The sequence below is a fragment of the Saprospira grandis DSM 2844 genome, assembly GCF_000275825.1.
Taxonomy (GTDB): domain Bacteria; phylum Bacteroidota; class Bacteroidia; order Chitinophagales; family Saprospiraceae; genus Saprospira; species Saprospira grandis_A.
Genome location: NZ_JH719942.1, coordinates 1,467,214 through 1,488,297 on the forward strand (window position 1 = coordinate 1,467,214; position 21,084 = coordinate 1,488,297).

The 21,084-nt window shown below is 46.9% G+C and carries 21 protein-coding genes and 1 tRNA gene; 8 read left to right on the plus strand and 14 right to left on the minus strand.

Translation table 11 applies throughout. From position 1 onward, the window contains the following. Window positions 1-129 precede the first annotated feature (129 nt). Both SAPGRDRAFT_RS06670 and SAPGRDRAFT_RS06675 read right to left on the minus strand, forming a co-directional pair. Window positions 130-2,211, minus strand: coding sequence for a hypothetical protein (locus tag SAPGRDRAFT_RS06670; RefSeq protein ID WP_002658202.1), 2,082 nt, complete (start codon window positions 2,209-2,211; stop codon window positions 130-132). A 146-nt stretch (window positions 2,212-2,357) separates the two neighbouring features. Beyond that, on the minus strand, window positions 2,358-2,921 hold the full coding sequence (locus SAPGRDRAFT_RS06675; RefSeq protein WP_002658203.1) for a hypothetical protein: 564 nt from the start codon (window positions 2,919-2,921) through the stop codon (window positions 2,358-2,360). 115 nt (window positions 2,922-3,036) lie between these two features. Between SAPGRDRAFT_RS06675 and SAPGRDRAFT_RS20330 the strand changes: the two genes are divergently transcribed. Then, window positions 3,037-3,210, plus strand: a complete 174-nt coding sequence (locus SAPGRDRAFT_RS20330; protein ID WP_002658205.1) for a FeoB-associated Cys-rich membrane protein — start codon at window positions 3,037-3,039, stop codon at window positions 3,208-3,210. Between the two features lie 160 nt (window positions 3,211-3,370). Here SAPGRDRAFT_RS20330 and SAPGRDRAFT_RS06680 read toward each other — a convergent pair whose 3' ends face one another. The 5 genes from SAPGRDRAFT_RS06680 to SAPGRDRAFT_RS06710 all read right to left on the minus strand — a co-directional run bounded on the left by SAPGRDRAFT_RS06680 (window position 3,371) and on the right by SAPGRDRAFT_RS06710 (window position 9,493). Beyond that, on the minus strand, window positions 3,371-4,726 hold the full coding sequence (locus tag SAPGRDRAFT_RS06680; RefSeq protein WP_002658206.1) for a M20/M25/M40 family metallo-hydrolase: 1,356 nt from the start codon (window positions 4,724-4,726) through the stop codon (window positions 3,371-3,373). A gap of 21 nt (window positions 4,727-4,747) precedes the next feature. After that, on the minus strand, window positions 4,748-6,409 hold the full coding sequence (locus tag SAPGRDRAFT_RS06685) for an ABC transporter permease (RefSeq protein ID WP_002658208.1): 1,662 nt from the start codon (window positions 6,407-6,409) through the stop codon (window positions 4,748-4,750). Window positions 6,410-7,500: 1,091 nt separating this feature from the next. Beyond that, window positions 7,501-7,818: an SCP2 sterol-binding domain-containing protein gene (locus SAPGRDRAFT_RS06700; RefSeq protein ID WP_002658209.1), complete on the minus strand. Its 318-nt coding sequence runs from the start codon at window positions 7,816-7,818 to the stop codon at window positions 7,501-7,503. Window positions 7,819-7,869: 51 nt separating this feature from the next. Then, a complete protein-coding gene (locus SAPGRDRAFT_RS06705) occupies window positions 7,870-8,703 on the minus strand; it encodes an alpha/beta hydrolase (protein WP_002658210.1) in 834 nt (277 codons plus the stop codon). A 76-nt stretch (window positions 8,704-8,779) separates the two neighbouring features. Then, window positions 8,780-9,493 carry a S24 family peptidase gene (locus SAPGRDRAFT_RS06710; protein ID WP_002658211.1) on the minus strand — a complete coding sequence of 238 codons (714 nt, stop codon included), beginning with the start codon at window positions 9,491-9,493 and terminating at the stop codon, window positions 8,780-8,782. A gap of 152 nt (window positions 9,494-9,645) precedes the next feature. On the opposite strand from SAPGRDRAFT_RS06710, the gene SAPGRDRAFT_RS06715 reads away from it, so the two are divergent. From SAPGRDRAFT_RS06715 to SAPGRDRAFT_RS06730, 3 genes are all read left to right on the plus strand, one after another. Continuing rightward, window positions 9,646-9,963, plus strand: a complete 318-nt coding sequence (locus SAPGRDRAFT_RS06715) for a helix-turn-helix domain-containing protein (protein ID WP_002658213.1) — start codon at window positions 9,646-9,648, stop codon at window positions 9,961-9,963. Window positions 9,964-10,000: 37 nt separating this feature from the next. Continuing rightward, on the plus strand, window positions 10,001-10,456 hold the full coding sequence (locus SAPGRDRAFT_RS06720) for a MarR family winged helix-turn-helix transcriptional regulator (RefSeq protein WP_002658214.1): 456 nt from the start codon (window positions 10,001-10,003) through the stop codon (window positions 10,454-10,456). 351 nt (window positions 10,457-10,807) lie between these two features. Next, on the plus strand, window positions 10,808-11,158 hold the full coding sequence (locus SAPGRDRAFT_RS06730; protein ID WP_002658216.1) for a DUF3276 family protein: 351 nt from the start codon (window positions 10,808-10,810) through the stop codon (window positions 11,156-11,158). Window positions 11,159-11,377: 219 nt separating this feature from the next. On the opposite strand, the gene uvrA is transcribed toward SAPGRDRAFT_RS06730, so the two are convergent. Beyond that, window positions 11,378-14,170 (minus strand): excinuclease ABC subunit UvrA, encoded by a 2,793-nt coding sequence (uvrA, locus tag SAPGRDRAFT_RS06735; protein ID WP_002658218.1) that lies wholly within the window; start codon window positions 14,168-14,170, stop codon window positions 11,378-11,380. Window positions 14,171-14,556: 386 nt separating this feature from the next. Between uvrA and SAPGRDRAFT_RS06740 the strand changes: the two genes are divergently transcribed. After that, window positions 14,557-15,138 (plus strand): sigma-70 family RNA polymerase sigma factor, encoded by a 582-nt coding sequence (locus tag SAPGRDRAFT_RS06740; protein WP_002658221.1) that lies wholly within the window; start codon window positions 14,557-14,559, stop codon window positions 15,136-15,138. Between the two features lie 317 nt (window positions 15,139-15,455). Here SAPGRDRAFT_RS06740 and SAPGRDRAFT_RS06745 read toward each other — a convergent pair whose 3' ends face one another. After that, entirely contained in the window at window positions 15,456-16,073 is a 618-nt protein-coding gene (locus SAPGRDRAFT_RS06745; RefSeq protein WP_002658222.1) for a Maf family nucleotide pyrophosphatase, read from the minus strand. 299 nt (window positions 16,074-16,372) lie between these two features. On the opposite strand from SAPGRDRAFT_RS06745, the gene SAPGRDRAFT_RS06750 reads away from it, so the two are divergent. From SAPGRDRAFT_RS06750 to SAPGRDRAFT_RS06760, 3 genes are all read left to right on the plus strand, one after another. Further along, window positions 16,373-16,831 carry an SRPBCC family protein gene (locus SAPGRDRAFT_RS06750; protein WP_002658225.1) on the plus strand — a complete coding sequence of 153 codons (459 nt, stop codon included), beginning with the start codon at window positions 16,373-16,375 and terminating at the stop codon, window positions 16,829-16,831. 90 nt (window positions 16,832-16,921) lie between these two features. Beyond that, complete coding sequence (locus SAPGRDRAFT_RS06755; protein WP_002658227.1) at window positions 16,922-17,704, plus strand: lipoprotein signal peptidase; 783 nt, start codon at window positions 16,922-16,924, stop codon at window positions 17,702-17,704. 151 nt (window positions 17,705-17,855) lie between these two features. Further along, window positions 17,856-18,701 carry a carbonic anhydrase gene (locus tag SAPGRDRAFT_RS06760; protein ID WP_002658228.1) on the plus strand — a complete coding sequence of 282 codons (846 nt, stop codon included), beginning with the start codon at window positions 17,856-17,858 and terminating at the stop codon, window positions 18,699-18,701. Between the two features lie 187 nt (window positions 18,702-18,888). Here the strand turns inward: SAPGRDRAFT_RS06760 and ftsY are convergent, their stop codons facing one another. The 5 genes from ftsY to SAPGRDRAFT_RS06780 all read right to left on the minus strand — a co-directional run bounded on the left by ftsY (window position 18,889) and on the right by SAPGRDRAFT_RS06780 (window position 20,963). Next, on the minus strand, window positions 18,889-19,857 hold the full coding sequence (gene ftsY, locus SAPGRDRAFT_RS06765) for a signal recognition particle-docking protein FtsY (RefSeq protein WP_002658230.1): 969 nt from the start codon (window positions 19,855-19,857) through the stop codon (window positions 18,889-18,891). Window positions 19,858-19,989: 132 nt separating this feature from the next. Beyond that, a complete protein-coding gene (locus SAPGRDRAFT_RS20335; RefSeq protein WP_002658232.1) occupies window positions 19,990-20,166 on the minus strand; it encodes a DUF4295 domain-containing protein in 177 nt (58 codons plus the stop codon). A 39-nt stretch (window positions 20,167-20,205) separates the two neighbouring features. Continuing rightward, window positions 20,206-20,394 carry a 50S ribosomal protein L33 gene (rpmG, locus tag SAPGRDRAFT_RS06770; protein ID WP_002658233.1) on the minus strand — a complete coding sequence of 63 codons (189 nt, stop codon included), beginning with the start codon at window positions 20,392-20,394 and terminating at the stop codon, window positions 20,206-20,208. Window positions 20,395-20,416: 22 nt separating this feature from the next. Beyond that, window positions 20,417-20,815: a 50S ribosomal protein L28 gene (gene rpmB, locus SAPGRDRAFT_RS23795; protein ID WP_002658234.1), complete on the minus strand. Its 399-nt coding sequence runs from the start codon at window positions 20,813-20,815 to the stop codon at window positions 20,417-20,419. A gap of 74 nt (window positions 20,816-20,889) precedes the next feature. Next, window positions 20,890-20,963, minus strand: a tRNA-Arg gene (locus SAPGRDRAFT_RS06780). Window positions 20,964-21,084 lie beyond the last annotated feature (121 nt).

A 21,084-nucleotide genomic window follows, 5' to 3' on the forward strand; every position in this document is an offset into this window, starting at 1 on the left:
GGCTGAGGGGCTGTAGCAGGGCCGCCGAAGGCGGCAGACCGAGGCGCTTGCGCCGATGGGCCGAGCAGACCTGCGAGCTGCGCAATGGCCCGACCCGCCCGCAGGGCGGGGCAGCCCCAAATCATTATTCTAGTAACCACCATGATAGCGACGCAAGAACCACTCAAGGCTCAAGAGGCCAAGAATGAGGAAAAAGATCCATTTGAGGTGGATGAGGCCCTGCGTTTTTAGGCTATCAAATAGGACGGGTTTGGCGAGGCCCTTTTCGTCAATTTCAGCCGCAAGTTGGTCCAACTGATCGCTAAAGTAAAGCTTGCCGCCCGTTTGCTCACTCATGGCATAAAGCAAATCATGCCGGGCTTGGGTCTCAAAGCGCTCTAGTTGCAAGGCCTGCACACTAAATTGCCCCTCGGCGGTGAAGGACTCGCCATTGTAGCTAGTGTTGGCCTTGAAGCGGTAGTTGCCCTCAGGAAAAATACCCGCATCCAAGGCATAGGCCTGCTTATCATTTTTGGCCAAGGTGAAGTTAAATTCCTTGCCCTCTTCATCATAAATATTTAGAAAGGCATCGGGTTCATTGACCCGCTCATAGCTGCTATTATAGAGCTCTGCGGCAAAGCGGATGCGCTCATTTTCACCATAAACGCTTTGGCTGGCCATCGTTCTAAAGCGGCGCTTGTCGGCCTTAACGCTAAGGTATTGAATCGTTTGGCTAATCAGCTCATCAAAGAGATCAAAGTTTTTGTGCTGCACATAGTCAAAGATGCGCCACTTCCAAAGGCCTTCGGCGGCCAAAACGCCCTGCCGCAGATTGCCCTCCTCGCCAAAAAGGAGCAAGGGATAATCTGTACTCACGGTCCCAACTCGCTGCTTGAACAAAATATCGGCATCGCCACGGGCCGTAAATTCGCCAAAGGGGGCCTGCATAGGCGGCAACTGTGCGCCTACATCAGCCCATTTTTCATTGATGGTGAAGGCCCTAAAGTTGGGCGATAAAATGGGGGTTACCTCATTGGCTTGCCCATTGCCCAAAGTGCGGATATTGAGTAGGTTTTGTGCTTGATTGTAAGCCGCAAAATCAGTCTGCGCCCCCACTACAAAAGCATGAGGAACCTTATCTTTTTTCAAGGCATTGAGCTGGGCCGTAATAGGATAAATAGCCGAGGGCAACTGATGCAAAAGGACCAAATCATAATCCTTGAGCCGCCCCTTGAAATCCTTGGGATAAGCCAGCTCTAACTCATAGTTTTTGTTGCCCTCTACCACCCGACGAAAGACCCCCAAATCGGGATGCGGCGAATGAGCCAACAACAAAATCTTTTGGCGAGCATCCAGGACCTCGATATAAATTTTCTTGCGGTTGTTGCTTTTGCTATACTCGCCTTCTACCGGACTCAAATTCAGCTCATAACTTTGTAGGCCCACTTTATTGGCAGGCAGCTCAAACTCAATGGTCTGGAAAAAGTCTTTTTCCTTAATGTTAATATTCTCTTGATACAAAACCCTTTGGCCCTGCCGCAACTCTAGACGGCTTAGTTGGCCCGCACAGTTATTGGCCGCCACATCTAGTTGCACGCTAAATTTATCGCCCAAATAAGCAATTTGGTTATTATAGACCTCCTTAATGTAAAGGTCTTTTTTAGGCAAACTATCGCCCAAAGCAATGGTATATATAGGCGTATTGAGTTGGCCCGCAGCATAAATGGGGTTGTTGCCTTGGTTGTAAATTCCATCAGAGGCAAGAATGACGGTGGCCAAATCCTGATTGCCATAAAGGGCAGAAAGCTCCTGCATCAGGGCCGATAGGTTACTACTGGGGTCGCTAAAGTTAAAATCAATACCTGGCCGCACCTCCTGCCCAAAGGCGTAAGTCTCTAGCTCATAATCGGCGCCCAGTTTTTCTTGCAGGGCACGAATTTGGGCGGCATATTGCGCAGAATCTACCTCATCGGCCAAAGAGCTAGACTGATCTTGGGCCAAGACCACAATAGGTTTCTTTTGCTCCACAATTCGGTTTCGCATGACCGGCTCTAAGAGCAATAAACAGATAATGAAAACAGCCAAAAACCGCAGCCCCATCAAAAGCGGATTGAGCCAGCGAGTCGCCTCGCCAAATCGACGGTCTTTAACGTACAAAGCCGCAGCATAAGCCGCAGCCGTAAGCAAACAAAAAAGGATAAAGTAGGTCGGATATTGAAAAACAATATTCACAGTGTTCTATATTTTAAGTGAAGCTAGGCAAGTAGATACTTTTGTATCTCTTGGGGCCTCCCGCAGCAAGCTGCGGGCGGTTACTCCCAATGGTCGTCGAACTGCGCCCTGAAGGGCTTGTTGTGGCCGACGGCCCTTCGGGCCTACTATTTAGCCGCTTGATTATAATCGGCAATGAGGCGTTCAAGATCTCGCTTTTTGTACTCCTTTTGCTGAATTTTGGCCACAATTTCTGGCTGATCGGCCAAATAGGCGGCCAGTTGTTTGCGAAAACGGCGAAAAACCACTTCCTCCATGCTCCCTTTGCGCTCCAAATAGGTTTGGGTGTAGCCAATAGAGCCCTCTGTATTATAATATTCATAGAGCTTTACTTTGACCTTGCCCGGATTGAGCCGGCGCATAAAGACCGCATAACCAGCATCTAGCTTATGGCGGCCCTTGGGTTGGTATACCTTTGACTCAAAATAGTAGGGAGCCCCTGCGGCATGCCAAGATTTAATATCTTTGGCCTTGTAAACTTTGGTTTCGCCCGTTTCGGCTTCTTTAAATTTGACCATGACCGAGCTTTTGCCCGGGGTGAAGCCGCCCACAACTTTGCCGTAGAGGGTATCATAGCTAATAGTAATGATAAAGTCTTGGGGGGCATCTTGGGCCCATAGGCCCCAAAAAGGAAGGGCCAAAAAGAGCAAACTCAATAGGGATTTTAACATAAAATAGCAGTTTTAGCGTCTACCTTAAACGGTTTTGCGCCCTTTAAGTTAAGAGGATAGGCAGGATTTTACAACCCCCTCTCTTTTTTTAAGGGTTCTATAAAAAATTTAGTGCATGCAAATACAAGATTATATTGTTTGGGCCATTGGCCTTTTGGCCCTAGCCTATTTAGTCTGGCATTTTTGGCCCAAACAGAAGGCCCCAGGCTGTGCCGGCGGCTGTAGCGACTGCCATCAGGTAGATTGGCAGGCCCTGACCGAAAAGGCCGAAAGAGAAATGAAGGCCTAAGTCTTAGCCAAGGCCCTCGGCCCAGCGCTGCGGAGGGGTGGCGCATAGCGCCAGACCAAGGTGGCAAAGCCGCCGCAGGGCCGAGCAGACCTGCGAGCCCCGCAGCATAGCGGCGGCCAAGCTAGGCAAAGCCTAGCTGGCCGCGGGCCCCAAATCCTTATTAAAACAACAGACTTTCAAGTAGCTGTTCGTAAAATTGTAGGCCCCGCATGAAGTTGTCTAGGCCCAAACGCTCATCTTCTTGCTTAGATAAGCGCAAACGCTCTGCCGCATCGAAGCGCCAAGGCGAAAAATGATAATATTGCTCGCAAAAAGGCTGCAAACTAGCCCGATAACAGCTCGTTTGGGGCAATACCTTGGGCAAGACTAAGGTCTTGGGGAAAATTTGACGGACATGCGTCTGTAGTAGTTCATAGGCAAAACCTTGCGTAAGGCTGAGTGTGCTATCGCCCCAGCTTCTCTGCTCAACCGAATCGGCATACTGCCCAAGTTCGCTAAAATCAGCCGCCTGATAGTGCGGGGCCAAAGGCTGCTGTAGGCGTAAATAACCCGCTTCTTCCTCCTTAATGGCGACCTCATTCTTCCAGGCCGATAATATGGGGCCTTGGCCCAAACTACTGCTGCTCCAATCGCCCAAATAGAAGCGATTGGCCCAAAGAAAACGCTTAGCAAAAGGCAACTCTGGCCCTAAGTATGGATAAATAGCCTGGTAGGCCGCCTGCTCCTGGCTCCAGTCATAAGTTTGGCCCTCTAGGTAATGTAAAGCGGCCTTCAATTGACTTTCATCAGCCTGCCAAACCTTTGTTTCTAGGGTTTGGGCCTCCCCAATGGCCAAGGCCGCAATGGGCGCCGAAATACCCAAATCGTTTTCGGTATAAATATCAGATTCTGGACCTAAAGCCAGCTCAAAACGAAGCCCTTTGCGCTTGAAGTAACGGGCCGCTCGCTGAGCAGAAGCCCGATCTTTTGGCCCCATGAGCAAGTATAAGCTGCGCTCGGGCCAGCTATTTTTAGCTAGCTTCTGCTGAAAGACCTCTAGGTAGGCAATGGCGTTGGCCATCCCTCTTTGACTGCCCAATCCCCAAATAAAAGCATCTTGTTGCTCGCCAGAGTAAGGGCCATGGGTCCAAGCCGGCAAGTGATCGAGATCCGGTTCCTTAAACTGTATATAACTAACAGCCAAAAAGGGCAATAGCCGCAAGTCTCGGCCCTTCCAATGCAAAATTGTCAGGTTTTCGCCCAAAACAATAAGCTCGGTATTGGGGTGCTTAAGCAAACTAGGGTAATAACGGCGCAAAAAATCCTCCCAGCTTAAGCTATCCAGTTGCTGCTGCTTGGGCGAAGGCCGCTTGATGGCCAAACTCAGGCGTTTGGCGGCCTTTTTTATAGAAAAAGCCGCCTTTTGGGGCGCTGGCGGATAAACTTGCATTGAACGCCAGCTTAGGGTATTGAACAATAAGAGTAGGAAAAAGATACTGGCCATAAAAGCCAGCAAAAGCAACAGTAGTTTTCGCATAGGTCGTCTGTTTTTTGGGCGCTACTTAAAGCGGATAGCCTTGAGGGGGGCAATACTAGCCACCAACCAAGAGGGAATAATCAAGACCAATAAGGTAAGCAACAAGGTCCCTAAGTTGAGCAAAAAAATAGGCCAAAATTCTAATTGGACCGGAGCCACCGAGACATAATAAAGGTCCTCGGGCAAACGAATCAAGCCAAAGGTTTGCTGCAAGTAGCAAAGCCCTATCCCCAAGAGGTTGCCCCAAAATAATCCATAGATAATAATTTGGCCCGCCTTATACAAAAAGAGTTGCCGAATGCTCCAGTTGCTAGCCCCCAAGGCTTTGAGCAAACCAATCATGTTGGTCCGCTCCAAAATGAGGATCATCAAAGAGGTGGTCATATTGATAATAGAAACCAAAATCATGAGCAAAATAATAATGCGCTCGTTCATATCAGTCAAATTGAGCCAATCAAAAATATTGGGCTCTACTTCCTTGATGGTATTGGCAAACTGATCTTTGCCCATAAGGGTGTTGTAGTTGATATACTCCCCAAAAGCATCGAGATCGTCTATGTTCTCTACAAAGACCTCAAAGCCAGAAACCTGCTCGCTCAGCAAATAATTGGGGCCTTGTAAGGCCTGCCAAGGGACAAAAATCGTTTTCTCCCAACGCAAATTGGCCGGGGCCTGATAAATGGCCCCAATGATAAAGCGATAGACGTATTTCTGCTCGCCAAAGTCAAGATATTCTAAGCCAATGGTATCGCCCAGAGACCAGCCTCTGGCTCCCGCCAAAACCGAGGAGACAATTACAAGCTGGCTACTGCTGTCTGAAAAATCTGGAATCTGCCCCGCTTTGAGGTAGTTCTGAATGGCAGTTCGGCTTTCTGCAAAGCTAGCATTGGTCACGCCCTTGAGGTAGAGGTTTTCTTCATGCAACTCTAAATCTGGCCCGTAGTTTCGATAGGGCCGCCAGTTGTTGAGCTTTTGTATTTGACGCAGATCAACCAAGGCAAAACGACGGTCGTATTCCTCTAAACCCGTCTTAAATATCCCCTTGATTTTATATTTGCGCGCCTGAGAACTTCCATTTTGTACAAAGTAAATCCGAAAATCATCGCCAACTTTGAGGCTAAGCCGCCTAGCAGTCACCTCCGAAATAAGAATCTGATTGGCGTTTTCTTCGCTTTTGGGGGCTAGCAACTCTCCTTCTAAGAGGTAATTTTTCAGAAAGCTCCAGTCGTAGTCCTCCCCCACTCCACGCAAAATGATTCCCTCAATTTGCTGATCGGTTTTAATGATGCCTTCTTTCTGCGCAAAGGCCTGTATATGTCGCAGTCCCCCTTGGGTTTGCCGTTCTTCTTCTTGGATCTCCCCCCGCCAATTGCTCGCCTGCTCTATATAATATATAGGTCCCCGCTGCCCCAAATCGGGATAATAGATTTGGTCTTTGTTCATCGGTTGGGCCTCAAAGGCATAGCTAGAGGGCGAGCTGCTGCTCGTAATATGAATGTGCCCCCAAAAGCCAAAGACTTTTTCTGAAATACTCGTTTTGAAGCCTCGCACAATGGCGGTGGCCAAAATCATGACGGTCACCGAGAGGGCTATGGCCAAAATGGCGATGCGCATAATGGTCTTTGAAAAAGAGGGGCCTGCCCCTAACCCTAATCGACGGGCAATAAATATGGCAATATTCAAGGAAAAGGATATTTTTTGATGTTTTCTTTTGGGGCTGCCCCGCCCTGCGGGCGGGTCGGGCTGTGTCGCAGCTCGCAGGTCTGCTCGGCCCTGCGCAAAAAAGCGCTTTGCGCTTTTTTGCTAGGTCTGGCCCTTCGGGCCACTGCTGTCCATCCCTCAGCCGCGGGCGCTTCGCGCCCTTCTGGACCAAAACGCCCTGCTTAGGGCTGTACCGCCCAAAAATACAACTTTCTACTAAAGTCAGTCTAACTCAAAGGGCCGCTCTTTAAAATTTTGTCTCTTCTATTGATAAATCAATGAATAATAAGGAATGAACAGGCCCTTTTGCTTTGGCTAGGGGAAATTCCCCCTAGTCATCTGGATCGTTACATTTGGCTCTGGCGTGACGCCGGAGCCGTCTGGATCGTTACATTTAGCTCCGGGGATTCCCCAGAGGCATCTGGATCGTTACATTTAGCTCCGGGGATTCCCCAGAGGCATCTGGATCGTTACATTTAGCTCCGGGGATTCCCCAGAGGCATCTGGATCGTTACATTTAGCTCTGGCGTGACGCCGGAGCCATCTGGATCGTTACATTTAGCTCCGGGGATTCCCCAGAGCCATCTGGATCGTTACATTTAGCTCTGGCGTGACGCCGGAGCCATCTGGATCGTTACATTTAGCTCTGGCGTGACGCCGGAGCCATCTGGATCGTTACATTTAGCTCTGGGGGCATCTAAATTGTCCCATTGCTTTTTTCGGGGACTCCCCTACTAGCGTTGGTCCAGAAGCGATTAGGCGCTAAAATATGAAGCGAAGCCTTTTTTCATTCTAAAATTGGGGGCCAAAGCAGCAGGTCCAGAGAGAAAAAGGCCGTTGAGCGGCCCAGCGCTGCGGAGGGGTGGCTGAAGGCCAGACCAAAGCCGCCGCAGGCGGCTGCAGGGCCGAACAGCCCTGTGAGCCCCGCAGCATAGCGGCGGCCAGCTAGCCTTTGGCTAGCTGGCCGCGGGCCCCAAAATTTAAACAAAAAGAAAAGCAGAAAGGGAAAACATAAAAAAAGCCAGTACGCTAAAAAAGCATACTGGCTTTGGGTCCAGAAAATGGACAATAGGCTACATAAGGCCAAGCACCTTAGCAAACTTCATCATTTCGCTGAGGTTGCTAATCTTGAGTTTCCCGGTAAATACCGCCATTTGGGGATTCTGCTTACCAGAAAGGATCTTGCTAAACACGCTATCAGAAGTTTTGATCACGCATTTGGGCTCATCTTCTAGGCCTTCGATCACCTCTGCCTTACCATCTTTGATACGGGCAGTGAAATTGCCTCCTTCTTCTCCGGAGATGAGGAAGTGAAACAAACTTTCTTTTCCCTCAATAGCTTCGGGGTTAATCTTAGCGGGAAGGTTCAATAGGAATTCGCGAACATTCATAGTTATTCTATTTTTATTTAGGTACTGCTATATTTTGGAGCAGGTGGGCCACTACAGTTGGGCCTGCATCCACTGCCAAATATAAGCAAAAAGTTCATCTTGAAAAGCTTCATTGTGCAACTCATGGTAGCCAGCCTCCCAAAGTTTGAGTTGGGCGATGGGATTGGCCTCGGCAAATTGGCGGCTACCGAGGGGCGAGCAGATACGGTCGGCATTGCCGTGGACCAGCAAGGCGGGCTTTTTCAGTTGGGGGGCGGTTGCTAGGGCTTTTTGTCCCCATTCGATCATGCCAATGGCGGTTTCTGCGGAGATTTTGGCATGCACCAGCGGATCATTTTGATAAGCTTGGATAATCTTGGGGTCTTGGCAGAGGGCTTCTAGCTCTAGGCCATTTCCCTGCGAGAAAGCGGGATAAATCTTGCGCATCAGTTTACCTAGAAAGAGTTGGATGGCTGGGGGCTCAAAAGCTAGGCGGAGCGCCGAGGAGGTAGCGATCACGCCCTGAATAGGCACCTTAGGGTTTTGGATCATATAATTGAGGACCAGATTGCCGCCCATAGAGTGGCCATAGAGGAAAGTGGGCAAGCTATTAAACTTGCGTTGGCTTTCCGCCAGTAGTTGATCAATCTCCTTAAAGAGGTCCTCATATTTGGGCGTATGGCCGCGTTGGCCTTCAGATTGGCCATGCCCGATGCGGTCGGAAGCCAGCAGGGCCCAGCCTCTTTGCGTAAAAAAGTGGGCGAGATGGGCATATCGGCCAATATGTTCGCCTAATCCGTGGACCAAAAGAACCACTCCTTTGGGCGTTTGCGTATTGGGAAGCCAGCCTTGGCCAAAGATCTTTTTGCCTTGGGCATTCTTCCAATGAAAGTTATAGGTTTGCATAGTTCAGTAAGTATAAAAAAGGACCTAAAGTAAAATTACCTTAGGTCCTTGAAAGATAAGAAAAACTAGCGGAAGATTAAGCCAGGCCGTGAGCGGTTAGGCGGGCCTTCACTTTTAAGATTTGGCGAATCTCCTCTAGATCGACTTGATAAGGGCGATAGACCTCATTATCCGAGAGCAGCTCGAGGCCCACCACTTGATTGCTATCGCTGTCTTTAATTCGGCGGATGCGTTTAGTGACCACCGTGTCGGTAACCACCACATAGACCCCATTATCTCGGGGCATTTGGTTACGTTCTAGGGCTTCGCAGATCACAAGGTCGCCATTAGTAATATGTGGGAGCATACTATCCCCGCTAATTTCGAAGGCCAGCAGGGGGCCTTCTAGGCCAGGGACCGAGAAGCGTTTGAACTGCTCTAGGTACTCCTTACTATCTACCGCTAGGGCGTAGCCTGCCGAGGCCTTATCGGGCACTAGGGTAATATTATTACGGCCCTGGATAATCTTTTCGGCTAGAGAGTGAGTAGGAATTTCGTCGCTATCGCTATTATAGAGTTGTTCGCTACAGCCAAAAACAAAATTGGCGTTAATATCGAAATGTTCGACCAGCAAGTTAATTTGCTTAACGGTCAGGCTGCGATCTCCTTTAAGGACATTATTGATCACATGATTGTAGGTCTCCAGTTTATCGGCAAGATCTGATTTTCCTTTAATTTTATTACTTTTGGTCAGCTCGTCATAGATAAGGCCGAAGCGTTGGTTGACAATATTTTTACTGAAGTCAGTCATATAGCTATAGAATTCGTTTGCGCCCAGCCAACTAGCAACATAAAGTTGTAATTAATAAAATACTGGCCAAAGGAGCAACAAAAAGTTTTAAATACTTATGTTTCAAACAATTAGGCCTTAAAATTAGTATTTTTGGCAAAAAATAAACGCATATGTTTGGATATTTTTCGATAAAAAACAATTTATATCCATTTACTTTTGGGTTTTGCCTTCTTTTTGTTGCTTGTATATCGGAGTCTGCACCAAAGATGGATTGGCCCAACGACTTGGGGGAGCAAATTCGATTGGAGCGGCAGCGGCGGGCCTGGAGCCAGGAGGAATTGGCAGAGGGTTTGGGGATATCCTTAGAGAGTTTGCGTTTAATTGAGGCGGGGCGGGCCACGCCTATTTATGAAAAGCTAGACGAGATAGAAGCCTTTTTAGGGATCAAAATAGATAAAAGCCAGTTAGACAGTTTAGCAACTTTTTAGGCTTAAAATTGTCTAATAACTAACAACTTAAAGCAAGATGAAAATAGAGGAAGAGATCAACCAACAACGTCCATTTAAAAGTATGTATCATAAGGTAGGAGTCAATATTTTGTTTACGGCCTCTTGGCTCAGTAAGCTACAGACCGATGTTTTGAAGCCCTATGATTTATCGGTGCAGCAATTTAATATTTTGCGGATTTTGCGGGGGATGCGGGGCAAGCCGGCCACCGTCAAGTTATTGACAGAGCGCATGATTGACAAGACCTCTAATGCTTCTCGTTTGGTGGAGAAATTGCAGCGCAAGGGTTTGGTTTTGCGAAAATCTTGCAAGCAGGACCGTCGGCGGGTAGACATTTACATTGAGGAGGAGGGCTTAAAGGTATTGGCAGAGGCTTCTGCCCAACTAGAGGTCCAGATGGCAGATTGCATGAGTCATTTGGAGCAAGAAGAGGCTGGGCAGCTTAGTAATTTATTGGATCAGTTGAGAGGTTAGGATATTTTTTTGGGGCTGCCCCTTCCGCCAGCTTAACAACCAGCGCAAAGCGGTACCGCTTTGCGAAGCAATACAAAATGAGGGTTAAAACCCTCATGAATTATCGGCCGGGTCGGGCTGTGCCGGGCTCGCAGGTCTGCTCGGCCCTGCAGCCGCCTGCGGCGGCTTTGGTCTGGCCTTCGGCCCCCCTATCCATCCCTCAGCCGAGTCGCTGCGCTCCTTTGCGGCGGCTTTGCCGCCTGTTAATCGCAAAAAGGGCAAGAATGCTAAAGCTGGCTTTCTTTTTTTTGGGATAAAAAAATTACATTTGTTCGCAAGATTTTCTTTTTACGCAACCAAAATTTGTAGGACGTGGGATTTGACAAAAAGGACCAGCGCTTCGAGAGTGTTTTCTCGCGCAAAGTAAAAGCGGGCAAACGCCGAACGTACTTCTTTGATGTACGGCAGACCAGAGGGAATGATTATTATGTGACCATTACGGAGAGTACGCGCCGTTTTGAGGATGACAGTTACTCTAGACACAAGATTTTCTTATACAAAGAGGACTTCAATCGTTTTGTCCAGAGCTTAAACGATGTGGTTGATCATGTTAAAACGGAGTTGTTGCCAGACTACGACTACGAAGAATACAGCCGTCGTTATGAAGAAGGTAGCGAATGGGAATTTGATCAGAACGACAACTCTGATGGAGAGGGCTGGTAGGCCTTGCTCCCAACAAAAAACCCCCTTTTCTGATTTAGAAAAGGGGGTTTTTTGTTTTGCGTTTAGCAGGGCGCAAAGCGCCCGCAGGCTGAGGGATGGATAAGGGGGGCCGCAGGCCAGACCGAGCCGCTGAAAGCGGCGAAGGGCCGAGCGAGCAGCGAGCCCTGACACAGCCCGACCCAGCCGCAGGCTGGGGCAGCCCCAAAACAGCATCCTAGCTTAAGACTTCATTACTTCTTTGAGCTTTGCTCTGAGAAAATCGGCGGTATAAGAGCCTTCAATTTTGAGCATTTCTTCTGGGCTACCTTGGAAGAGGAGTTGGCCGCCATTTTTGCCGCCTTCAGCGCCAAGGTCAATAATATAATCGGCAGATTTGATGACCTCCATATTGTGTTCGATAACGATCACGCTATGGCCAGCCTCTACCAATGCATTAAAGGCATCTAGTAGTTTTTTGATATCGTGAAAATGCAGGCCGGTGGTGGGTTCATCAAAAATGAAGAGGATATGTGGCGTTCGGCCTTCGTCTTTGCCTAAAAAAGCGGCCAGTTTTACCCTTTGGGCCTCTCCACCAGAGAGCGTACTAGATGACTGTCCGAGGCGGATATAGCCCAGGCCGACATCGGCTAGGGGTTGGAGTTTGCGGACAATATCTTTTTGGTCCTGAAAAAAGAGCAGGGCTTCCTCTACCGTCATTTCCAAGACATCATAGATCGATTTATCATTATACTTTACGGCTAGCACCTCTTTTTGGAAACGTTGGCCATTGCAATCTTCACAGATCAGGCGAACATCGGCGAGGAACTGCATAGACACGACTGTTTCGCCTTCGCCTTTGCAGCTTTCGCAGCGGCCCGCCTCTACATTAAAGGAAAAATGCTTGGGCTTAAAATTTTGCATTTTGGCCGTATGCTGTTTGGCAAAAAGCTTACGGATGGCATCATAGGCCTTTACATAAGTGACGGGATTGGAGCGAGAAGAGCGGCCAATTGGCGATTGATTGACCATTTCGATTTGGCCAATTTGCTCATAATCTCCTGTTAGGGACTTAAAGGCGCCAGGTTTTTTCTTGCTATCTTCTCCAAGGGCTCGCAAAAGCGCAGGATATAAAATGCTCTTGACCAGGGTTGTTTTTCCGCTACCGCTCACGCCTGTTACCACCGAAAAGCTATGCAGGGGAAAATTGACGTCAATATTCTTGAGGTTATGTTCTGCGGCACCTTCTAGGCGGATAAAGCTATGGGGTTTTCGGCGATTATCGGGCAAGGGAATACTCATGCGGCCGCTCATATACTTAGCGGTGAGGCTATCGGCTGCGGTGCTATGAATTTCGGGATAGGGACCAGCAAAAATAATTTCTCCGCCATGCACGCCCGCAAAAGGGCCTACATCAATCAGGTAATCGGCTTGGGCGATAATATCCTCTTCATGTTCGACCACCACCACGGTATTTCCCAAATCGCGCAACTTGCGCAAGACCTTAATCAGGCGGTCTGTATCTCTGGGGTGCAGCCCAATGCTGGGTTCATCTAGGACATAGAGCGAGCTCGTTAGGTTGCTGCCCAGCGTTCTGGTAAGGTGAATACGTTGAATTTCTCCGCCAGAAAGGCTAGCCGACAGTCGGTCTAGGCTAAGATAGCTCAGGCCAACCTCCAGCATAATATTCAGGCGGCTTTTGATTTCTTCCAGCAGGCGGTCGGCAATTTCGGCCTCTTGTGGGCTTAGTTCTAGTTTATCGAGGACGTCCACCAACTGATCGATGGGCATTTGGACCAATTGGCCAATATGGTAGCCATTGATTTTTATGTAGAGGGCTTCGGGGCGAAGGCGAGTTCCATGACAGGCGGGGCAAACTGTTTTCCCTCGGTATCGGGCCAACATCACTCGGTTTTGGATTTTGTAGGAATGGCTTTCGAGGTCCTCAAAAAAGCCATTGATTCCCGCAAAATGCTTATTTCCCTCCCAGAGGTCCTTCCGTTGTTGGGCATTGAGTTCTCGGTAAGGGCGGTGGACTGGAAAATCGAACTTATCCGCTACTTTGAGTAATTTTTTGAGCCAGCGGCTGGCCTTATCTCCACGCCAGCAGGCCACGGCATCCTCAAAAATGGATTTTTGTTTATTGGGAATTACTTTTTCCTCATCGATACCTAGGGCTTTGCCATAGCCTTCGCAGGCGGGGCAGGCGCCCAAAGAGCTATTAAAATTAAAGAGTTGGGGGCTGGGTTCTTCAAAGCTTTGGCCGTCCAGTTCAAAGCGAGTACTAAAGCTATGCAACTGGCCATCTAGGCAATCAATAAAGCAACGGCCAAGGCCCTCCTGAAAGGCAGAGTCAACGGAATCTGCAATTCGTTTATTGTTTTCGGCATCGTCTTTGTTTATGACAAATCGATCAATCAGAAGATAAGGAACGGCCTCCGTTTTGGGCAGTTCTGCTTCTAAAAGTTCTTGTATTTTACGTGTTTTGCCCTCCCATTGCAAGCGAGTATAGCCTTTTTGGAGGAGTAGATCTAGGCTTTGTTCTAGGCTTCGGCCTTGGAGCAAAACAGGAGCGAGTAAAAGGACCTTTTGGCCATTTTCTAGCTGATGTAAAAAATCAATCACATCGGTTACCGATTGCTTCTTAACTTCTTGGCCAGAAATTGGCGAAAAAGTATGTCCTACTCTAGCAAAAAGCACTCGGAGGTAATCATAAACTTCGGTTAGGGTGCCTACTGTAGATCTAGCGTTTTTATTGCCCACTCTTTGCTCAATAGCAATAGCGGGACAAAGGCCGCTAATTTGATCTACTTCGGGCTTTTTCATCCGCATCAAAAATTGTCGAGCATAAGAAGATAAACTCTCGACATAGCGGCGCTGCCCTTCTGCATAGAGGGTGTCCATGGTCAAAGATGATTTTCCCGAACCCGAAACGCCAGTCACTACGACCAACTGATGATAGGGAATTTCTACATCTACGTTTTTAAGGTTGTTGGCATTGGCCCCCTTAATGCGAATTGATTTTTTTTCTCTCATCTTGCAACCTTTCAGGCAATTGTGCGTAATCTTAAGGAAAACTAAAAAATGGGTCCTCGCTGCGGCAAAAAATAATGTCCCACAGCTAATTATTAGGCCCACAAAGATAAAAAACAAACTTGGACATAGGCCAATTCCCTAAATAATGAATTATATTTGCGCCTAGCCCCCAATACTCCAAAAAAAATAACCTTCTCCTCTAATAAGAAAAAACAAGCTTTGCCTATCGTACAAAGATTTACACCTTTAGTTCAAATTTCCTAGTTCTTAAACATGCGCCTTGGGCCACTCCTTAAATCTGTTCACTCCTTACCTTATGGGCATAGTCTGCCCAGAACAGCCTGTCCTAGGACTGCATACTCTTGTTGTACCTAAAAAATACTGCCATGACCTGTAAATCTGCTCACGATCGGGACCTTATCCGTAGCTATATGCAAGGAGACGAAAAGTCTTTTGAAAACCTATTGAACAAGCATAAAGCTAGAATTTATACCTCTATCTATATGTTTGTCAAAGATAAGGATCTAGCCAATGATCTTTTCCAAGAGACTTTCATCAAAATTATCGACACTTTTCGCTCTGGCCGCTACAATGAAGAAGGCAAATTTCTTCAATGGGCTTTGCGCATCTCTTACAATCTTTGTGTCGATCATTTCCGCAAGAATAAGCGCCGGCCTACGGTGGCCGCCAGCGATGATTTTGATATCCTGGACATCCTTAAAGTCAATGAGGATAATCAAGAAACTCGCATCATGAAGCGCCAAACCTACGATAAAGTCCGCCAACTGGTCGATTGCCTACCTAAAGAACAACGCGAGGTCATTATCCTCCGCCATTATGCCGAGCTTTCTTTCAAAGAAATTGCTCAGCTCACCAAAGTAAGCATCAATACGGCTTTGGGCCGCATGCGCTATGCTTTGATCAATATTCGCCGAATGATTGAGGAACGACAGATTTCACTTCAATAAGTCTTATCTTATGTTTTGGTTACAGTTTTTTTTGCCTTTTTTTTCAAGGGCTATAAAAAAAGCGACTTGCTGCTGAGCGAGTCGCTTTTTTTGTTGTTTTTGGGGCCTCCGCTGCGGCTTCGCCTTGCGGCGGTTACTCCCTTCGGTCGTCGAACTGCGAACTAAAGTTCTTGTTGTCGTTTCAGGGCTCGCAGGTCTGCTCGGCCCTTCGTTTTTTCGCTGCGCTCAAAAACTCGGTCTGGCCTTCGGCCACCCTTTCACATCGCTAGGCCGAGGCGCTATGCGCCTTTGCGGCGGCTTTGCCGCCTGTAGGAGCGCTATTTTTTTTGGTCCAAAATAGTTTGGTAATCGCAAAGGGCGGCAAATAGTTGTTGGCTGGGTAGGCCCACAATATTAAAGTAGCTGCCTTGAATGCCTTTAATGCCAATCAGGCCGATCCATTCTTGGATAGCGTAGCTGCCGGCCTTATCAAAGGGTTGAAAATGAGTGACGTAATACTCAATTTGTTGGTCGGTCAGCTCGGCAAATTCTACTTTAGAGCTGCCCACAATATTGTAGCGTTTTTCTTGGGCCCAAAGGCAAACAGCGGTACGGACCTCATGCGTTTTGCCCGATAAGGCCCTTAAAAAGGCCTTGGCTTCTTCTGTGGATTGGGGTTTTTCGTAGCTATTTTCGGCATCAATGACGGTAGTATCTGAACAGAGGAGGAGTTGTTCGGGTTTCTTTAGTAGGTGCAGCACCGAGCGGGCCTTTTTTTGGGCCAAAAAGAGGGCGATATCGGCTAGGGGGAGAGTAGGGGGATAATCCTCTTCTACATTTTGGGCAATTTGCTGAAAGCGCAGGCCCATATCTCGCAGCAGTTGTTGTCTTCTGGGCGATTTGGAGGCTAAAAGGATTTCTAGTTTGGGAAAAAACAAAGGAATAGAAGCAGACATAAATATAGATATGATGGTCCAATAAAAGGTTTTGCAGGGCCGTCAGGCCCGCAGGTCACAACAAGGTCCTTAGGCTGCAGTTCGACGACCAAAGGGAGTAACCGATGTGTAGGGCTGGCCAAAGGCCAGACCAAAGGGCCGTCAGGCCCGCAGGCCTAGCGATGTGCAGGGGTGGCTGTAGGCCAGACCGAGCCAGCAAAGCTGGCGAAGGGCCGAGCGAATAGCGAGCCCCGAAACGTAGCGCCCGCCGAAGGCGGGAGGCCCCAAAATAATCAACTCATCAAGTAGAAAAAAAAGAGATGCAAATTTTATTAAAAACGAAGGTAGAGCAGGCCCCCAAAGAAGTGATGGCGGCTTTTGACCGAGAACTATTTATCCAGCTCAAGCCGCCGGGAGTTGGCTTAAAGCTGTTGCGTTTTGATGGCAGTGAGACGGGAGACCGGGTAGAAATGCAATTAAATTTTGGCTTATTTAAGCAAAACTGGCGGGGGCGGATTACGGATCATGGCGAAGAGCGGGGTGGATATTACTTTGTGGATGAGGCCGAGGGGGAAGAGCTGCCTTTTTTCTTAAAAAAGTGGCGGCACAAGCATTGGGTATTGCCGGCGGAGGGGGGAAGTTGGATTGTGGACGAAATTGATTATGAGGCTCCTTGGGGGTTAAATTTATTGATGTATCCTTCGCTTTGGTTACAATTTGCCTATCGGAAACCGATATATCGGAAATACTTTCGTTTGGCGGGGCCGAAGAGGCAATAAAGTTTAGAATTTGGGTTTCTCAAAGCTAGTTATGCAGAACTTTATTATTTTTGTTGAGATAGCATATCTGGAACAGAAAACAAATACATTTTGAAAAGAGGAATACTAGCGAGTCTGTTATTGATCGTCGTTTTAGTGGCGGATCAGTGGCTCAAGATTTGGGTCAAGCTCAACATGCAGATGGGCCAACATTTTAATATTTTTGGCGAGGGGCAAGATTGGGGACAGATTTATTTTACGGAGAATCCGGGGATGGCCTTTGGTTTAGAACTGGGGGGAGAATATGGGAAACTGCTACTGACTAGTTTTCGTTTGGTGGCGGTCAGCATCATGTCTGTTTATCTATATCAGATTATTAAGAAAAAGAAAGGGCGGACCTTAATTAGCAGTGTATCCTTTATTTTGGCTGGGGCCTTGGGGAATATTTTGGATAGTGTATTTTATGGGGCATTTTTCACGGAAAGTCCGATACATGGAGGTTTGGCTGAAGTAACTGCATATGGAGAAGGCTATGCGCCCTTATTGTATGGTCGGGTAGTTGATATGTTTTACTTTCCGCTTTTGGAGGGGGATTATCCGGCTTGGATACCTTTTGTGGGGGGCAAGCATTTTTTATTTTTCCAGCCCATATTCAATTTGGCCGATGCATCGATTAGCTTAGGGGTCTTTTTAATTATCTTTTGTTATCAGGACTTTATGGAAACCGTGGGCAATTTGCCCAAGGAAGAAGAGAAAGCGGTTAAAGAGGAAGCAATTGCGTCTGTAGAGGAGCAAGAAGAGCCTACTATTTCGGAGGAAAAGGAGGAGCCAAAGCCTTCGGTAGAGGAGCAAATTGGTTTGGAGATTGATTTGGAGGAAGAAGATGATGACTAAGTAAGTAGAATATTGTCTATAAAATAGAGAAGCCAGCTAGTTAGCTGGCTTTTTTTATGACAAAAATTTGACTTTGTGACAAAAATCATCGAAGAAGTCTAGGATGGCCTCGACCTTTGTAGTTATCCAATAGCTACAAAAAAGAAAATTTATGAAAACGCTAAGCTACTTAGCCCTATTTGTATTTGGGCTAGGCCTAACGGCCTGTTCTTCTGAGGAGAAGCACATCAACGAACACCATCCAGAAACTGTAGAAAAAAGTCCCGTAAAACTAGAGTCGGCTCTAGAAGAAGGGCATGAGGGGCATCATCATGAGGACTGGAGTTATCAGGGAGAGACGGGGCCAGAGCATTGGGCCGAGCTAGAAAACACCTCTAGTTGTGGGGGAATGCATCAGTCACCCATTAACATTGTGGAGTACAAAACAGACGAGGCACTTCCTCCATTAGACATTCAGTATGCGGATCAGACGATTTTGCATGATGTAATCAACAATGGTCATTCTATTCAGTATGATTTTGAGGCTGGGGACTATATTGTTTTGGAGGGGGAGAAATACTACCTCAAGCAATTTCACTTTCACGAGCCTTCTGAGCACACTATTGAGGGCGTTCGTTATCCTTTAGAGATGCACTTGGTACATGCCAACAAAGAGGGAGAGATTGCTGTTTTGGCGGTTATGGCCAAAGAAGGTGGTCAGAGTGCTCCCTTTGACTTCTTGGAGGCTTATCTTCCTTTAGAGCCGGGTGCGCAGAAAGAGATTGGGAAACCTTTTGATATGAACCTCAACCTTCCTAAGGATAGAAGTTACTATCATTACACGGGTTCATTGACCACCCCTCCTTGTTCTGAAAATGTGCAGTGGTATATTTTCAAGACGCCTATTAACATCTCTTTGAAGCAGGCCAAAGTACTAGAAGAGAACATGCCTGTTCATAATTACCGCAATGAGCAGCCGGTGAATGACCGCATTGTAAAAGCGAGCCGCAATTTTTAATTGAAGCCCTATTTACAACCAAAGCGCAACAGCTAGTTTAGCTGTTGCGCTTTTTTTATTTCTTGGAGCAGTAAAGGGCTAGGCTCAGGCCAAAAATAATTAGTCCAAGTACCGGCTTCAAAAGAAGTGGGGTAGTTGGACTAAAAGCCAGCTCGAACTGGTCAATAGCTGTAAGTAGCAGTATCTACTATTCTTCTTTTTGCGAGAAGAAAGAATCGACAAAGCTGCGTTTATTAAAGGCTTGGAGGTGCTCTATGCCCTCTCCTACCCCAATATATTTAATAGGAATCTTAAATTGGTCGCTAATTCCAATGACCACTCCGCCCTTGGCGGTACCGTCTAATTTGGTAATGGCTAGCGAGCTTACATCTGTTGCTTTGGTAAACTCCTCGGCCTGAATGAAAGCATTTTGGCCTACAGAGCCATCGAGGACCAACATAACCTCATGAGGAGCATCCTCAATTTGCTTAGACAAAGAGCGCTTAATCTTAGAGAGCTCGGCCATCAACTGCTTATTGTTGTGCAAGCGCCCGGCCGTATCAATAATAGCAATATCACAATTATTTTGGATAGCGTACTGGGTAGTTTCATAGGCTACAGCGGCAGGGTCGGTATTCATGCCCTTGCTATAAAAATCGCAGCCCACTCTTTCGGCCCAAATGCCTAGCTGATCTACAGCGGCGGCACGGAAGGTATCGGCTGCACCCAAGACCACCTTATGGCCCTGATCTACAAAACGCTTGGCCAATTTGCCAATAGTGGTTGTTTTGCCCGCTCCATTTACACCTACAATAAGAATAATATAAGGACGCTTAACCTCTTGGGGGATAGAAAAGAAATTGGTCTCCTCTGTCGTGTTTTCGCCCAATAACTGAACAATCTCGTCTCGGAGAATCTCATTGAGCTCAGAAGTAGACATATACTTATCACGAGCTACTCGCTCCTCAATCCGCTCAATAATTTTAATGGTCGTTTTTAGTCCTACATCAGACTGAATCAGTACAGACTCTAATTCATCTAGTACCTCATCATCTACCTTAGTTTTACCGGCAATAGCCCTAGACATTTTATTGAAGAAGTTAGTCTTCGTCTTTTCTAGGCCTTTATCCAGGTCTTCTTTTTCTTTCTTCCCAAAAAGTTTATTAAAAAATCCCATACAAGACTGCTTAATCTAGATGAACAATAAGGAGCACCCCTAAAGAACGCAAAAAAAGGTCAAATAAAAAAACAGAAAGGGCTCATCCCTCAACAGGAAGAGCCACTTTCATAATTTGCCTTAATTACCTGATTATTTATTCTTGAAGAAGTCTTCCACTTGATCTTTGTGGACAATAACTTCCTTATAAGAATACTTTCCTGTGTTGGGGTCCTTTACAGACTTAACAACTCTCACGTGATCTTTACCACTGCCTGCATTCGCAGCACGTTGGGCTACACGCGCGTTTTTTGATACTTTCTTAGCCATGACGATTTATTTTTTGTCGAGCGGATAGTTCTCGAAAAATTACTTAATCTCCTTATGGATAGTGTAACGCTTCAAGATGGGATTGTATTTCTTCAACTCCATACGAGCAGGTGTGTTCTTACGGTTCTTCACAGTGATGTAGCGTGAAGTGCCAGAAAGACCAGAATCTTTGTGCTCTGTGCACTCCAAAATCACCTGTACGCGATTACCTTTGCTTTTCTTAGCCATAATGTGTGATGATTTTTTCTATTTACTTAATAACAGAAGAGAGACGCACTTTGCGGTTATTATCTGCGGCCTCAGGCTCAAAAGTGATGCTGTAGCTCTTGTTACCCTGAGCATCAGTCTGCTCTAGGCGGCGGTAGCCACGCTCATTACTCTTTTCAGCAGCTTTAGGATCTTCTACCCAAATAAAGGGATCGTATCCTTTAGCGATCTGACGCTTCAAGAAGTTATATACCCCCAATTTGTTCATCGTACGTAGAGCACGCATGCTCACCTTTACTTTGATCCAAACATTTGATTCGGGTACAAAAATACGCTTGGTTTTAATATTCGCATTGAAACGACGTCTGGTCTTGCGATTAGAGTGAGAAACATTATTTCCCACCATAGCTTTCTTTCCGGTCAATTGACAAATTCTCGACATGACTGCTCTTTCTAATTTAAAAAGTTCCACAATCGCTTGTGGAACCTAATCAATTCTTTAAAACAATAAAGATGTGACCCTGAAGGGAGTCGAACCCCTAACCTTCTGATCCGTAGTCAGATGCTCTATCCAATTGAGCTACAGAGCCATTTTACAACTAGTGCATTTTCTTCGTTGCGGTTGCAAATATAAGATGGTTTTTTATATCTACAAAACTTTTTGAAGTTTTTTTCACTATTTATTTTCTTAAGCCGCTTGTGGCCTTCCCT